Source organism: Amycolatopsis sp. TRM77291, assembly GCF_054166285.1.
This window is the reverse complement of sequence record NZ_JBSZHF010000001.1, coordinates 7,619,245-7,633,835: the sequence shown is the minus strand read 5'-3', so window position 1 is coordinate 7,633,835 and position 14,591 is coordinate 7,619,245. Positions and strand designations below refer to the sequence as shown.

At 71.2% G+C, this 14,591-nt stretch carries 15 protein-coding genes and 1 other RNA gene; 9 read left to right on the top strand and 7 right to left on the bottom strand.

Annotation, left to right across the window (positions count from 1 at the left end):
• The first annotated feature begins 52 nt into the window (after nucleotides 1-52).
• Entirely contained in the window at nucleotides 53-1,165 is a 1,113-nt protein-coding gene (locus ACXIZN_RS35725; RefSeq protein ID WP_457959305.1) for a UDP-N-acetyl glucosamine 2-epimerase, read from the top strand.
• Nucleotides 1,166-1,323: 158 nt separating this feature from the next.
• Here ACXIZN_RS35725 and recR read toward each other — a convergent pair whose 3' ends face one another.
• Entirely contained in the window at nucleotides 1,324-1,920 is a 597-nt protein-coding gene (recR, locus tag ACXIZN_RS35720) for a recombination mediator RecR (RefSeq protein WP_005166260.1), read from the bottom strand.
• Between the two features lies 1 nt (nucleotide 1,921).
• Nucleotides 1,922-2,278, bottom strand: a complete 357-nt coding sequence (locus ACXIZN_RS35715; protein WP_007035126.1) for a YbaB/EbfC family nucleoid-associated protein — start codon at nucleotides 2,276-2,278, stop codon at nucleotides 1,922-1,924.
• Between the two features lie 68 nt (nucleotides 2,279-2,346).
• Between ACXIZN_RS35715 and ACXIZN_RS35710 the strand changes: the two genes are divergently transcribed.
• Both ACXIZN_RS35710 and ACXIZN_RS35705 read left to right on the top strand, forming a co-directional pair.
• Complete coding sequence (locus ACXIZN_RS35710; RefSeq protein ID WP_457959304.1) at nucleotides 2,347-3,210, top strand: N-acetylmuramoyl-L-alanine amidase; 864 nt, start codon at nucleotides 2,347-2,349, stop codon at nucleotides 3,208-3,210.
• Nucleotides 3,211-3,473: 263 nt separating this feature from the next.
• Nucleotides 3,474-4,442: an ArsR/SmtB family transcription factor gene (locus ACXIZN_RS35705; protein ID WP_457959303.1), complete on the top strand. Its 969-nt coding sequence runs from the start codon at nucleotides 3,474-3,476 to the stop codon at nucleotides 4,440-4,442.
• Nucleotides 4,443-4,500: 58 nt separating this feature from the next.
• On the opposite strand, the gene ACXIZN_RS35700 is transcribed toward ACXIZN_RS35705, so the two are convergent.
• Entirely contained in the window at nucleotides 4,501-6,543 is a 2,043-nt protein-coding gene (locus ACXIZN_RS35700; protein ID WP_457959302.1) for a DNA polymerase III subunit gamma and tau, read from the bottom strand.
• 29 nt (nucleotides 6,544-6,572) lie between these two features.
• Here ACXIZN_RS35700 and ACXIZN_RS35695 point away from each other — a divergent pair, with 29 nt between their 5' ends.
• Nucleotides 6,573-7,406 carry a spermidine synthase gene (locus ACXIZN_RS35695; RefSeq protein ID WP_457959301.1) on the top strand — a complete coding sequence of 278 codons (834 nt, stop codon included), beginning with the start codon at nucleotides 6,573-6,575 and terminating at the stop codon, nucleotides 7,404-7,406.
• Between the two features lie 10 nt (nucleotides 7,407-7,416).
• Here the strand turns inward: ACXIZN_RS35695 and ffs are convergent.
• Nucleotides 7,417-7,511: signal recognition particle sRNA small type (gene ffs, locus ACXIZN_RS35690), an RNA gene on the bottom strand.
• A gap of 46 nt (nucleotides 7,512-7,557) precedes the next feature.
• Here ffs and ACXIZN_RS35685 point away from each other — a divergent pair.
• Nucleotides 7,558-8,448: a serine/threonine dehydratase gene (locus ACXIZN_RS35685; protein WP_457959300.1), complete on the top strand. Its 891-nt coding sequence runs from the start codon at nucleotides 7,558-7,560 to the stop codon at nucleotides 8,446-8,448.
• On the opposite strand, the gene ACXIZN_RS35680 is transcribed toward ACXIZN_RS35685, so the two are convergent.
• Nucleotides 8,426-9,907 (bottom strand): sensor histidine kinase, encoded by a 1,482-nt coding sequence (locus tag ACXIZN_RS35680; RefSeq protein WP_457959299.1) that lies wholly within the window; start codon nucleotides 9,905-9,907, stop codon nucleotides 8,426-8,428. The two genes, ACXIZN_RS35685 and ACXIZN_RS35680, sit on opposite strands and share 23 nt — an antisense overlap.
• Nucleotides 9,885-10,634, bottom strand: coding sequence for a response regulator transcription factor (locus tag ACXIZN_RS35675; protein WP_457959298.1), 750 nt, complete (start codon nucleotides 10,632-10,634; stop codon nucleotides 9,885-9,887). Before ACXIZN_RS35675 ends, ACXIZN_RS35680 begins: the two co-directional genes overlap by 23 nt.
• Nucleotides 10,635-10,803: 169 nt before the next feature.
• Between ACXIZN_RS35675 and ACXIZN_RS35670 the strand changes: the two genes are divergently transcribed.
• Nucleotides 10,804-11,340: a hypothetical protein gene (locus ACXIZN_RS35670; protein WP_457959297.1), complete on the top strand. Its 537-nt coding sequence runs from the start codon at nucleotides 10,804-10,806 to the stop codon at nucleotides 11,338-11,340.
• On the opposite strand, the gene ACXIZN_RS35665 is transcribed toward ACXIZN_RS35670, so the two are convergent.
• On the bottom strand, nucleotides 11,334-12,395 hold the full coding sequence (locus ACXIZN_RS35665; RefSeq protein ID WP_457959296.1) for an AAA family ATPase: 1,062 nt from the start codon (nucleotides 12,393-12,395) through the stop codon (nucleotides 11,334-11,336). The genes ACXIZN_RS35670 and ACXIZN_RS35665 overlap by 7 nt on opposite strands.
• Nucleotides 12,396-12,447: 52 nt before the next feature.
• On the opposite strand from ACXIZN_RS35665, the gene ACXIZN_RS35660 reads away from it, so the two are divergent.
• The 3 genes from ACXIZN_RS35660 (at nucleotide 12,448) to ACXIZN_RS35650 (ending at nucleotide 14,544) form a co-directional block, all read left to right on the top strand.
• Entirely contained in the window at nucleotides 12,448-13,617 is a 1,170-nt protein-coding gene (locus tag ACXIZN_RS35660; protein ID WP_457959295.1) for a sensor histidine kinase, read from the top strand.
• Nucleotides 13,614-14,270, top strand: coding sequence for a response regulator (locus ACXIZN_RS35655; RefSeq protein ID WP_126737249.1), 657 nt, complete (start codon nucleotides 13,614-13,616; stop codon nucleotides 14,268-14,270). The genes ACXIZN_RS35660 and ACXIZN_RS35655 overlap by 4 nt, the downstream gene beginning before the upstream one ends.
• A gap of 67 nt (nucleotides 14,271-14,337) precedes the next feature.
• On the top strand, nucleotides 14,338-14,544 hold the full coding sequence (locus tag ACXIZN_RS35650; protein ID WP_126737250.1) for a hypothetical protein: 207 nt from the start codon (nucleotides 14,338-14,340) through the stop codon (nucleotides 14,542-14,544).
• Nucleotides 14,545-14,591 lie beyond the last annotated feature (47 nt).

Sequence of the window (14,591 nt, the reverse complement as noted above, 5' to 3'; positions counted from 1 at the left end):
GCTACCTTGCGCGGCCCACCAGTATCCTTCGGGCACCGCAGACCCCGACAGAATGGCTCTTCCGGTGATTTCCTTCATTCTCGGCACCACGGCGGAACTGATCAAAATCGCGCCGGTCTACCACGGCATCCTCGAACGCGGGGTCCGGCCGAAGATCTGGTTCACCGCGCAGCACGTCGACGAGGTCTCGGACGTTCTCGCCGACCTGAACCTCCCGGAGCCCGACGTCTGGCTCGTGCCGAAGGAGAAGGCGCACAACCTGGAGTCGCCCGCGCAGGTGCCGGGCTGGGCCGCGCAGGTGCTGCGCACCGCGTGGAGCCGCCGCGCCGAACTGAAGGCCGCGCTGGTCGAGGACGGCCGCCCGCCGCTGGTCCTGGTGCACGGTGACACCTTCACCACGCCGTACGGTTCGCTCATCGGCAAGCGGATCCTCAAGTCGCGGGTCGGGCACGTCGAGGCGGGCGCGCGGTCGGGCAGCATCATGTCGCCGCTGCCGGAGGAGCTGAACCGGAAGATCGCCGCGAAGATCGTCGACATGCACTTCGCGCCGAGCGCGCGTGAGGTGAACAACCTCCGCAACGCGCGCGGCGTCGTCGTCGACACCGAGGCGAACACCGCGATCGACGCGATGCGGATGGCCATCAACGGCCCGCTCGACGTCGAGGGCCTGCCGGAGAAGTTCGGTCTCGCCACCCTGCACCGCTTCGAACTGGTCTCGCGCGCGGAGAAGTACCGCGAGGCGCTGGAGATCCTGCGCGAGCAGAGCAAGCAGATGCCGATCCTCTACATGGCCGGCGCGCCCGAGCGCGAGAAGATCCGCTCGCTCGGCCTGGCGAACCTGTTCGACGAGAAGAACTTCATCATCCAGCCGAAGATGCGGTACCTGAAGTTCCTGCCGCTGGTCGCGCGCGCCGAGTACGTCGTCACCGACTCGGGTGGCCTGTCGGCCGAGTGCTACTACCTCGGCCTGCCGTGCGCCGTGCACCGCGAGCGCACCGAGACGCCGCAGCACCTCGGCGAGACCGTCGTGCTGACCGAGATGCGCGGGGACAAGCTGCAGAACTTCCTCGACACCTACCAGAACCGCCGCGGCGAGTCCTGGGTCGACAAGTTCCACCCGTCGGAGATCATCGTCGACACGCTCGCCCGGCTGGGTTACTGCTGACGCTTCTCGCTCGCATCTGAACGACCGTGTCGCGAAAGCCACTTTCGGGACGTCTAGCGTCCCGAAAGTGGCTTTCGCGACATGCCATCCCCGCAGCCCGAATACACGAAGGCCCCCTTCCTCGCGCCAGGCGCGGGGAAGGGGGCCTTCATGTACGTCTAGAGAGCCCGCCGGCCCGAGAGAGCGCGACCCAGCGTCAGCTCATCCGCGAACTCCAGGTCACCGCCCATCGGCAGCCCCGACGCGAGCCGCGTCACGGTCAGGCCCGGGAAGTCGCGAAGCATCCGCACGAGATACGTCGCGGTCGCCTCGCCTTCGGTGTTCGGGTCGGTCGCGATGATGATCTCGCTGATCTCCGCGCCGCCGATCCGCGCGAGCAGCTCCCGCATGCGCAGCTGCTCCGGGCCGATGCCGGACAACGGGTCCAGCGCGCCGCCGAGCACGTGGTAGCGGCCCTTGAACTCGCGCGTCCGCTCGACGGCGAGCACGTCCTTCGGCTCCTCGACCACGCAGATGACCGTGAGGTCGCGGCGGGTGTCGCGGCAGATCCGGCAGGTCTCCTGCTCCGAGACGTTGCCGCAGACCTCGCAGAACTGCACGCCTTCCTTGACCTTGCCGAGCACTTCCTGCAGGCGCGCGATATCCGCGGGATCCGCGGCCAGCAGGTGGAAGGCGATCCGCTGCGCGCTCTTGGGACCGACGCCGGGCAGCCGCCCGAGTTCGTCGATCAGGTCCTGGACGACACCCTCGTACAAGCTAGCCGCCGAGCCCGGGGAAGCCGCCGAGGTCCGGCATCCCGCCGCCGAGGCCGCCGGCGAGCGGGCCGAGCTTCTGCTCGGTCAGCTTCTGCGCGTTGGCCGAAGCGTCCCGCACGGCCGCGACGACCAGGTCGGACAGGGTCTCGACGTCGTCGGGGTCGACCACCTTCGGGTCGATGGACAGCGATTTGAGCTGGCTGTCGCCGGACACGGTCGCGGTGACCAGGCCGCCGCCGGAAGTACCGGTCACCTCCGTGTTGGCCAGCTCCTCCTGGGCCTCGACCAGCTTCTGCTGCATCTGCTGGGCCTGTTGCATGATCTGCGACAGGTCGAAGCCGCCACCGGGTTGCACCATGATCCGATCGGTCCTCTCCTGGAAAATCCCGTGCCGCCTCCCAGCCTAGCCGTCAGGTGTGTGGCACCGTGGGCGCCGTGCGACGACGGCTTGGCCTGGTGGTGGCGATCGGATTGACGCTGTTCACGGCGTGCGGGGTGGACACCCCCGCGTCGTCGCCGTCGAGTCCGGCTCCCCCTGGCACCACGACGGTCTTCACCACCCTTCCGCCGCCGAGCCCAACCACGAGCACGCCGCCGTCGAGCGCGCCGTCGTCTCCGAGCACGCCGCCGCCGAAGACGGGCAAGGTCGTCGTGCTCGACCCCGGCCACAACGGCGGGAACGCGGGCAGGCCGGGCGAGATCAACAGGCAGGTCCCGGCGGGCCGCGGCAAGACGAAACCGTGCAACACCACCGGAACGTCGACGAACTCCGGTTATTCCGAGCACGCGTTCACCTGGGACGTCTCGCAGCGGATCTCGCAGGCGTTGGCGGCCAAGGGAATCCGCGTCATCCTCACCCGGCAGAACGACACCGGGGTCGGGCCTTGCGTCAACGAGCGCGCCGCGATCGGGAACGACGCCCAGGCGGACGCGGTCGTGTCGATCCACGCGGACGGTTCGAATTCCGCCGGGGCGCACGGTTTCCACGTCGCCTACTCGGCCCCGCCGCTGAACGCCCAGCAGGGTGAGCCTTCGGTGAAACTCGCGACGGCGTTGCGGGACGGTCTCCGCGCGGGCGGCTTCCCGACGTCGACGTACCTCGGGTCGGATGGGCTCGCCCCGCGCGCCGACCTCGGCGGGCTCAACCTCTCGACGCGGCCCGCGGCGCTCGTGGAATGCGGGAACATGCGCAACGCCGCCGAAGCCGCGGCGATGGCGAGCGAAGAAGGACGCCAGCAGTACGCCGCCGTCATCGCGAAGGCCATCGAGGACTATCTCGCGAGGCCGTGAGGCGCGGACGCGACATCTCCCCTTGCCGCGTCCGCGCGTTCCCCTCCCCGCGTGTTGCCTACCAAGCGTCACCGACGGACCCGCGCGGGGACACACCTTTTCGTCCCAGCGAAAACACGCCGTCTCACGCGCCGGTGTCTCCGCAGGTCGGAGGTGGGTTTCCGTCCCACCCTCCCGGATTGGGCCGAATGGCTTGCCCCGGCCCGTCCGGCACGTTTGAGTTACCGGCGGAGAAGGAAATGCCGTCTTGAGGGGGACGAGGCATGTCTCTGCGAATGATCTTCGATCGAAAGGACCTCCAGGGGATCCGGATAGCCGAAGCACCAGACCCGCTTTGGGAGCTGGTCCTCGGTTCGCATCAGCTGAGAGAGGACCGTCCGTCGGCCTGGCGGCAGCAGGTCCGGCTGAATGTGCGCCGGCACGAAGGAGCGGCGCGGGCGCTGAAGACGCTGTTCACCCTGGTTCCGCCGAAGGGGAACTTTCCCGACTTCCTGACCCCGCCCACCACGGCGGGTTCCTTCGAAAGCGGGCTGGAGGCGGTGGCTTGCACGCCTCGCGGGCGGTTGCGCACCGACCTCCGGACCGTGTTCACCGGCGCCGCGCCGCCGTGGGTGAAACGGCTCGCCGACGGTGATCGCGAGGAGGTCGGCGGGGTCGTCGGCGCGCTGCGGGACGCGTACGGGCTGGTCATCGAACCGTTCTGGCACAGCATGCGCGAGACCGTCGCCGCCGACCGGGCCCGCCGGGTCCGCACGCTGGCCATCGAGGGTGCGGGCGCGATGATGCGCGGTATCCCCGGCGTCCGCGGCTGGGACGGCGAAGTGCTGGAGATCGCGTACCCGCGGGAGCGGACCGTCCATCTCGGCGGCCGGGGGCTGACCTTGATCCCGAGCCGGTTCTGCGCGAACACCCCGGTCACGTTCATCGATCCGGCGCTGCCGCCGGTGCTGCTCTACCCGGCGAGGGCGGTCGGCGCCCACCCGGCGGCCGTGTCACCCGAACTGGTGGCGCTTCTCGGCCGGACCCGCGCCGAAAGCCTCGGCGCGCTGCGTGTCCCGCGTACGACCAGCAAGCTGGCCTCCTGCCTCGGCACCTCGATCGGCACGGCGAGCAAACAGGCCGCCGTGCTGCGCGAGGCGGGCCTCGTCACCAGCGCCCGGCAGGGCAGCGCCGTCCAGCACCACCTCACCCGGCTCGGCACGGCACTGCTCACCGGGGACTTCGTTCCCTGACGCCGCGTTTCGTCCTCTGGATGCGGTAGTTGCGCGTGCAAGTACCGCATCCAGAGGACTACTTGCGTTCGTCGAGGGGACGCGCGTTGAGATGGTCCGCGAGCAGCTTCCGGGCGATCTCTTCCGGATCCTCCTCGGGCGGGAGCGGCGGAGGCGGCGGCGCGGGGCTCGCGTCCTCGTTGTAGAGGTCCTCGTCCTCCTCGACCGGCTCGGGCGGGAGCGGGATGTCCGGCTCGGAGGTCGTCACCTTCGGCCGCTGGGGCTCCGGCTTCGGCGCGGGAGGCGCCGGAGGGGCGCTGGGCGCTTCGGCGGACCGGCGGGTGAAGGATCGCTCGGGCGCGGGTGGCGGCGGCGCGGCCTTCGGAGCGGCCGCCTGCCGGGCCTGCGCGGCGCCGTGGACGCACCGCACCTGCCAGTCGCCGCCGAAGACCTCCTTGAACGCGGTCGCGACACGTTCCGCGTTGTGCGGCTCGGAAAGCCGTCGGGCCAGCGGCTCGGCGCTGTGCGTGAGCGTGACGGCGCTGCCCTCGACGCTCACCACGCTCGCCTGCGTGAGCATCGCTTCGGTGCTGCGGCCGCCCGGGACCTTGCGGATCGCGGCGAGCACCTGCGGCCAGCGGCCACGGATCGCGTCCACGTCCGATGCGGGCGCTGCGGGCGCCGCGCCACCGGAAGCCGCGGCGGGAGCGGGCGCGGCCGGAGCCGGGGCGGGCGTGGACGGGCGTTGCGGGGCGGGCCGTTCGGCGACCGGCTCGGGCCGCGCGGTGGGCTGTGGTGCGGCTTGCGGAGCCGGTGTGGCCTGCTGCGCGGGCGCGGCGGCTCGTTGCGACGGCCGCTGGAACTCCCGGACAGGCTCACCCACTGGAGCGGCAGGAGCCGACTGCGCCACCGGAGCAGCTTGAGCGGACGGCGCCGGAGCGGCGGCGACGGGCGCCGGACCCGAAGCGGCACGGCGTTCGAGCCGTTCGAGCCGGGCGAGCAGCGCGTCGGTGCCCTCGGCGACCGACGGCAGCAGCATCCGGGCCGTCAGCAGTTCCAGCACCAGCCGCGGCGAGGTCGCGCCCCGCATCTCCAGGAGTCCATTGTGGACGATGTCGGCGTAGCGCGAGAGCGTGGCGGGCTCCAGTTTGCCCGCCTGCTCCTTCATCTTCTTGAGTTCGTCGTCCGGCGCGGAGACCAGGCCGCGCTCACCCGCGTCCGGCACCGAACGCAGCATCACCAGATCGCGCAGGCGGTCGAGCAGGTCGGTGGCGAAGCGGCGCGGGTCGTGCCCGGCTTCGGCGAGCCGCTCGACGGTGCCGAACACCGCGGCGGCGTCGTCCGCGGCCAGCGCGTCGACCATCCCGTCGATGAGCGCGACGTCGGTGACGCCCAGCAGCGACACGGCGCGCGAGTAGTCGACGCCGTCCGGCCCGGCTCCCGCCAGCAGCTGGTCCAGCACCGACTGCGTGTCCCGCGCGGAACCCCCGCCCGCCCGGATGACCAGCGGATACACCGCGGGCTCGACCTTCGCGCCCTCGGCGGCGACGTTGCGTTCCAGCAGCTCGCGCATGGAACTGGGCGGGATCAGCCGGAAGGGGTAGTGGTGCGTCCGCGACCGGATGGTGGGGAGCACCTTGTCCGGTTCGGTGGTCGCGAAGATGAAGATCAGGTGCTCCGGCGGCTCTTCCACGATCTTCAGCAGGGCGTTGAAGCCCTGCGTGGTGACCATGTGCGCCTCGTCGATGATGAAGACGCGATAGCGCGAGTCGGCCGGGGCGTAGAAGGCCCTGTCCCGCAGCTCGCGGGCGTCGTCGACACCACCGTGGCTGGCCGCGTCGAGCTCGGTGACGTCGACGCTGCCCGGGCCTTCGGGCGCGAGGTTGCGGCACGAGTTGCACTCGCCGCACGGATCCGGCGTCGGGCCCTTCGCGCAGTTCAGCGACCGCGCCATGATGCGGGCGCTGGACGTCTTGCCGCAGCCGCGCGGGCCGGAGAAGAGGTAGGCGTGGTTGATGCGACCGGCGGCCAGCGCGGTGCGCAGCGGATCGGTCACATGCTCCTGCCCGACGACCTCGGCGAAGGTAGCCGGACGGTACTTTCGGTATAGAGCTAGAGCCACGCGGCGAGACTACCGGGAGGGCCCGACAGGTGAGACCGGCACCGACCCCCGGCAGGTATCCGGTCCGCTTCGGCACCGCCGAGCTGCTCCAGGACACCGACCGCCCCAACGCCTGGCTGATCTCGGTCGACGGCGTCGCCCAGTCGCATGTCAACCTCGACGATCCCGAGGATCTCGAATTCGACTACATCCGCCGGATCGCCGACGTCGTCGACTGTCTCGTCGAAGGCCCGCTCGACGCGCTTCACGTCGGCGGGGCGGCCTGCACGCTCCCGCGCTATATCGCCGCGGCACGGCCGCGCTCACGGCAGCTGGTCTTCGACGCCGACGGCGAACTCGTGGCGCTCGTCCGGGAGCAACTGGGCCTGAGGGGGTTGAAGGTCCGCGTCGGCGACGGCCGCGAAGGCGTCTCCGGCAGGTACGACGCTTCGGCCGACCTGGTCATCGTGGACGCTTTCGAACGTGGAGTACTCGCCGGCGGGCTCGCGACCGTCGAATTCACGAGCGAGGTCGCGCGGGTCCTCCGCCCGGCCGGGACCTACGTCGCCAACGTCTCCGACGGGCCGAACCTGCCGTTCCTCCGCCGGTTCCTGGCGACACTGGCGACTTCGTTCCCGCACCTCGCCCTGCTCGCGGAGCCGGGCGTCCTGCGGGGCCGCCGCTTCGGGAACATCGTGGTCGCCGCTTCCCGCGCCGGACTGCCGGTCGAGGCCCTGACCCGGCGGGCCGCGTCGTCCGCCTACCCGGCTCGCTGCGTCGCGGGTGAAGACCTGCGGCAGCTCCAGGGCAAGGCGCGCCCCATCGCCGACGCGGAAGCCCTGCCGTCGCCTGTGCCGCCGAAGGATGTCTTCGGGATCTTCTAGCCCCTCAAAAAAAAGGGGATCCCGCGCACCCGTCAGAGCTTGCTTATCCTTGCTGCCTTCCGGCCCTGGGGAGGTTCACAAGATGGACGCCGCGCGGGATCCGGGGACCAGTGTAGTCACTCCCGTCCATGTATGGAGGACAGTGGGGGGTATGAACACTCCGACCTGGGCAGATGTCCGCAAGGCCGCCGAGGCCGTCCACCCGTTCGTGCGACACACGCCGCTGCTGCGCACCGAGGTCGACGGGCGGCCGCTGGTCCTCAAACTGGAGCATCTGCAGCGGAGCGGATCGTTCAAACTGCGGGGCGCGGTGAACGCGCTGGTGAGTGGTCCGTCGCCGGAGCGGGTGCTGACGGCGTCCGGCGGCAACCACGGGCTGGGCGTGGCGACGGCGGCTTCGCTGCTTGGCCTGCCTGCGACGGTGTACGTGCCGGAGTCGGCTCCGCTGGCGAAGACGGCACGGATCGAGGCGGCCGGCGCGAAGCTCATCCGCCACGGAGCGACGTACGCGGAGGCGGCCGCGAAGGCGCTCGAAGCCGCTTCTGAGCCGGGTACGCGGTATCTGCACGCGTACGACGACCCCGCCGTCGTCGCCGGTCAGGGCACTGTGGCGGCCGAAGTGGTCCAGGACGCCCCGGACGTCGACGCGTTCCTGGTCGCGGTCGGCGGTGGTGGCCTGGTCGCCGGGACGTCACTGTCCGGGGTGCCCACGTTCGCCGTCGAGCCGGAGCGGTGCCGCGCGCTCCGTGCGGCGTTGGAGGCGGGCGAGCCGGTGGACGTGGAGATCGACTCGGTGGCCGCGTCCGCGCTGGGCGCGACCAGGGTCGGGAGCGTCCCGTTCGCCGTGCTCCGCGATCGCGTGACGTCCGTGCTGGTCAGCGACGCGGAACTGCTCGCCGCGCGGGACCGGCTCTGGGACGAGTTCCGCCTCGCCGTCGAACCGGCGGCCGCGGTCCCGTTCGCCGCGTGGCTGGCGGGGCGGACCGAGGGTGAGCTGCCCTGCGTCGTGCTGTGCGGCGCTAACAGTGACTGGACGCCCTGAGCACGACCCGGAATTCCGTCCGCCCGGGACGGCTCGTGACCCCGACCTGCCCGCCGTGCGCGGCGACGACCGCCGCGACGATGGCCAGACCCAGTCCGGTGCTGCCGGCGGCCCGCGACCGTGAATCGTCGCCGCGGGCGAAACGTTCGAAGACCTCCGGGAGGATCTCCGGCGGGATCCCCGGCCCACCGTCGACAATGGACAGTGTCACTGTCGAGTCCACTATGGACAAAGAGGTGGTGACCTCGGTCCCCGCCGGGGTGTGCGTGCGCGCGTTGCCGAGCAGGTTGATCACCACCTGGTGCAGCTGATCCGCGTCGCCGAGGACGGTGATCGGCTCCGGTGGGACCTCCAGGAGCCATTTGTGCTCCGACCCGGCGACATGCGCGTCGGCGACGGCGTCCGCGACCAGCCGGGAGAGATCGACCGGCTGGTGCACCACCGGACGTCCCGAGTCGAGCCTGGCGAGGAGCAGCAGATCCTCGACCAGGCCGGTCATCCTGGTCGATTCCGACTCGACCCGCCCCATCGCGAACGCGATGTCCGGCGGCACCTCGGAGCCGGAACGCCGGGTGAGTTCCGCGTAACCGCGGATGGCCGCGAGCGGCGTCCGGAGTTCGTGGCTGGCGTCCGCGACGAACCGGCGCACCCGGCTTTCGCTGGCCTGGCGGGCGGAAAGCGCGTTCGAGATGTGGCCGAGCATGCGGTTGAGCGCGAACCCGACCTTCCCGACCTCGGTCCGCGGATCGGTGTCCACTTCGGACACTCGCTCGGACAGGGCGACCTCGCCTCGGTCGAGCGGTAGTTCGGCGACCCTGGTCGCGGTGGCGGCCAGCCGGTCGAGGGGTTTCATGGTGCGCCGCACGGTGACCGCGCCGAGCGCGCCTGCCAGCAGGATGCCGACGATGGCGACCCCGCCGAAGATGAAACCCAGGTTCCACAAGGTGTCCGTGACGTCCTTTGTGGGCAGCCCGGTGATCGCGATACCGCCGTTGGCCGCATGTTTGGCGAGCACGCGGTACTCACCGAGCGACCCGAGGTCCACGTCGGTGGGCCGGTCGCTCGGCGTCGACCGCAGCAGGGCGGCGAGCTGGGCGGGGCCGAGCGGGTCGTGGGGGAACGGGTCCGCGACCTTCGCGTCGTAGCTGGACCGCAGCACCGCCGCGACCACCCGCCCGTCCGGGAGGATGTTCACGAACAGCGATCCGGTGCTCTGGCCGTACGCGCGCAGGCCTTCGGGCACCCGCTCCCCGCCGGGGCGGCCCGGCGGCGGCGGACGGCTGGCGCGTTCGCTGGTTTCGGCGACCCGCGCGTCGAGCTGGTCGATCAGGAAGTCCCGCAGCGCCAGTTCGGTCACCACGCCCACCACCAGGCAGACGAGCGCGAGCAGCCCCGCGACCTGCGCGATCAGCCGCCGTCGCAGGGACCACGGCCGCCTACCCCGCGGGTTTGAGGACATACCCGGCGCCGCGCATCGTGTGGATCATCGGTTCCCTGTCGGCGTCGATCTTCTTGCGGAGATAGGAAATGTACAGTTCGACGATGTTGGCCTGGCCGCCGAAGTCGTAGCTCCACACGCGGTCGAGGATCTGTGCCTTGGACAGCACGCGTTTGGGATTGCGCATGAGATAACGCAGCAGTTCGAACTCGGTCGCGGTCAGCGGCACCAGGTCGCCGCCGCGGTGCACTTCGCGGCTGTCCTCGTCCAGGGTCAGGTCACCGACCACCAGCATCGAGCCGCTCGGCCCGGCGACACCGCCCGCGCGCCGCAGCAGCGCGCGCAGCCGCAACGCGACCTCCTCCAGGCTGAACGGTTTGGTGACGTAGTCGTCGCCGCCCGCGGTGAGCCCGGCGATCCGGTCCTCCACCGCGTCCTTCGCGGTCAGGAACAGCACCGGCAGGTTCGGCACCTCGGACCGCAGGCGGCGCAGGACCTCCAGCCCGCTCATATCCGGCAGCATGACGTCCAGCACCACCGCGTCCGGCCGGAATTCCCGCGCGACGCGGACGGCCTCGCTGCCGTCGGCGGCGGTGCGGATGTCCCAGCCCTCCATGCGCAGCGCCATCGACACGAGTTCGGACAACGTCGCCTCGTCGTCGACGACCAGCACCCGCACGGGGCTGCCGTCGGCACGGCGCAGGCCAGCCTTCGCGGAACCGGACGAAGGGACGTTCACACTGGTCATGGTGCCATCGTGGGCGGCGCCGATGAGGCTTCTCTGTGTGCCGCCTGTGCGTTTCCTGTGAACGATCACCCTGCCGGGGAGGAATCACAGCGCGTCCCCACCGATGGCACAGCTCCCGCACAGCGACGGCGCCGAGCATGGCCGCAACCGAGTACACGGAGGCGACCTGATGACCGAACCGACCCAACCCGCCGAATGGGGCGCGCCCGCCCCGGAAGGCGAGCCCAAGAAGACCTGGTCGGGCCGCAAGACCGCGATCGCGGCCGGGGCGGCGGTGGTGATCGCCGCCGGTGGCGGGGCCGCGATCTGGGCCGGGACCGCCGCCAACGGCGCCGAACAGGGCGGGATGATGGGCGGCCCCGGCGGCGGCCGGGTGCTCATGGGCCCCGACGGGGGGATGCCGCGCGACACGCTGCACGGTGACTTCGTCGTGTCCGACGGCAACGGCGGCTACCGCACCGAGCGGACGCAGACCGGGGAGATAACCGAGATCAGCGCGACGTCCGTCAGCCTGACCAGCAAGGACGGCTACAAGCAGGTCTACACGATCGACGCGTCGACGAAGAAGACCGGCGAGCCCAAGACCGGCGAGACGGTGACGGTGAACGCCAAGGTCACCGGGAACACCGCGACGGCGACGAGTATCGGCAAGCCAGGGCAGAACCAGCGCGGAGGGCCGCCCGGACAGGGCCAGCGGCGCTACTGAGCCAAGACGGCGAGCAACGCGGCGGCCGTTTCGGCGGGTTCCTGTCCGGAGGTGTCGAGGACGACGCGATCGCCGGAACGGCGCATTCGGGCCGCCTCGGCGATCGCACGCGCGGCCACCCGGTCCCGTACGCCGGGTGGCACGCCGCGGAGTTCGTCGCCCGCCAGCAACGCGGACTCGCCCTCGGCCCGGCGCCGGACCCGGTCGGTGAGCGACGGTTCGTCCGCGTCGAGATGGACGACGGTGACCGCGTCGAAGACCCGCCGGTGCTCCGGGCGGAATTCCCGGGCCACGACGATCAGATGCTTCGCACCCGCGTCGCGATAGCCGCGCCACACGGCCGACAGGAGCGCCGCCTCCAACGCCGGATCCGGGCCGGGGTGCGCGAACCCGAGTTGCGCGAGATCGACGTACGCGACGGGCAGGTCGCGCTCCCACAGGTCCCGGAGCGCGGCGAACGCGGCCGTCGACTTGCCGACCGCCGTCGGACCGGTCACCACGGTCACCGGTCCGGGCAGCGGCTGCCCGGGCGCCGGCGGCCGGACGCTTCCGGTGTCCACGACGCAGCGGTGGAACAGCGCCTCCACGGTCTCGTCGGGGTGCTGGCCGGTCGTGTCCAACTCCTCGCCGAAACCGGCGCGGTCGTAGGCGTCCGCCACCGCGAAGAGGTCCGGCAAGGCCGCGGCGGGTGAGCCACGGCCGAGGAACCGGCTCCGGAGTTCGTCGCGATCACACGTCAGGCGGACGAGTGTGAGATCGAAGCCGTGGCCCTCGATGTACGGCTTCGCCGGGTCCACCACCCCGGACACGACGAGCTGCGCGGCGCCCCGCGCACGCAGGATTTCCAGCACTCGCAGCAGATTGGCCGCCTTGATCGCGTGCGCGGCGTCCCCGCCACCGGGCGGCGGCCCGATCAGCCCGAGCTGGTCGATGTCGACGTACGCGACGTTGCCGCCCGCCTCCACGATCCGTCGGTACAAACCCCAGGCCGTGGTGGATTTCCCGGCGCCTGGCGCTCCGGTCGTCCAGAGCACGGGCGTCTTCGCGGTCCCCATGGCTTTCGATCTTAGGAACCCCTGTCCAGCGAAATAGGGCAGAGTTGAGCGCGTGCGGGACATCAGTGGTTCGCTGGCGAGACAGGCCTGGGCGGTCGCGGCCGTCTGCCTGGTCGCCGACGCCGGGCTGTTCCTCATCGCGGGCCCGCCGCTCTCGCTCGGCTGGACGGCGTGGGTGGTGCTGCTGGGCGGAATCCTCGCGAACGTCGCGCTCGCCGGGCCTTCGCGGTATTCCGGCTGGGTTTCGGCCGCGCACGGCGCGCTGCTCACCGCCGCGCCGCTCCTGCTGTACCCGTACGACCATTACCTGCAGGCCACCAACGCGGGTGTGCTGATCGCCGGTTACCGCGCGGGTGCCTGGCTTTCGGCCAAACCCGCGCTGGCGGCACTGGCGGCGATGCTCGCCGGGCTCTTCGCCTGCAACATCATCCCGGTCGACCGGGCCGACCGGGACTGGCGGCTGCTGCTGATCGACGTCGGCGTGAGCGGTCTGCTCCCGTGGATGGTCGGCCGGTACACGACCGCGCGGCGCGCGTACATCGCCGACCTCCAGCGAGCGGAGGAACAACGGCGGCAGCACGAAGCCGAAGCGGTCCGCCGGGCCGTCGCCGAAGAACGCACGACGATCGCCCGCGACCTGCACGACGTGATCTCCCACCATGTCAGCGCGATCGGCGTGCACGCGGGCGCCGCGCGGCTCGGGCTGCCGGAAGGCGAACCGGCCGTGCGGCGATCGCTCACGGCGGTCGAATCGTCGAGCCGGGCGGCGATGGCCGATCTGCGGCGTCTGCTGGATCTGTTGCACGGCAAGGAGAACGGCGACGCGCAGCGGCAACCGGGGCTGGACAACCTCGACGAGCTGCTCGACAACCTCCGCACCGCCGGGCTGCCCGCGCGGCTGACGAGCCACGGCGGGCCGCGGGAACTCCCCGGTTCGGTGGACATCGCGTTGTACCGCATCGCGCAGGAGGCGCTGACGAACGCGCTCCGGCACGGCTCCGGCGGGATCGTCGAGATCGATCTCGCCTACCGGCAGACGGAGGTGGTCCTCACGATCACGAACGAGATCGGCCGCGCGAACACCGCGGCCGAGTCGACGAAACGCGGCCTCGCCGGCATCCGGCAACGGGTCGCGCTGTTCGGCGGGCACGCGGAATGCGGACCGCTCGACGACGGCCGGAACTGGCGGGTCCGCGTCGGTTTTCCTTTGGAGGCACAGTGATCCGGGTTCTGCTCGCCGACGACCACGCGATGTTCCGATCCGGGATGCGCGCGGTACTGGACACCCAGGCGGACTTCGAATGCGTCGGCGAGGCGGCGGACGGACGCGATGCCGTCGCACAGGCGGCGTCGCTGCGGCCGGACGTCGCCGTGCTCGACGTCCGGATGCCCAAATTGGACGGTCTGGCCGCGACCGAGGCGATCATGTCCGCGCCGGGGAACGATACCCGCGTCCTCGTGCTGACGACCTACGACTCGGACGAGTACGTCTACCGCGCGCTTCGGGCGGGCGCGAGCGGGTTCCTGCTGAAGAGCCTCGCCCCCGAAGAGCTCGTGTCCGCCATGCGGGTGGCCGCGCGCGGCGACGCGCTGATCGACCCGACGGTGACCCGGCGGCTGGTGTCGACCTTCGCCACCAGCATCGAACCCGCGGCCGCCGAACCGGCGGAACTCGAACGGCTCACGTCACGCGAACGCGAAGTCCTCCTGCTCGTCGCCGACGCCTCCAGCAACGCGGAGATCGCCGCGCATCTGCACGTGGGCGAAGAGACGGTGAAGACCCACGTCTCCCGGATCCTGGCGAAGCTCGGGCTGCGGGACAGAGTGCACGCCGTCGTCTACGCCTACCGGAACGGTCTCGTCGGCGGACGGTGATCGGTTCGCCGGACGAGGCGCCCGGTGCCAGAATCGCCGCAGGGCACGTCGAGGCGGGGAGCTGTGGATGAAACGCTGGGTCACGCTCACGGTCGGGTTGGTCTTCCTGCTGGTCGGCGGCGTCTGGGTGCTCCAGGGCGCCGGCGTGCTGACCGGCAGCTTCATGACCGGGCAGAAGCTGTGGTTCCTGATCGGGCTGGTCGCGTTCCTGATCGGGGTGGTGCTGGTGGCCGCCACCGCCCGCCGACCGCGGCGGGCACCCACCGACGACTGACCCTCCTCCCCTTCCCGCTCCCCCCTCCTGTCCGCTCCTCTCCCCCT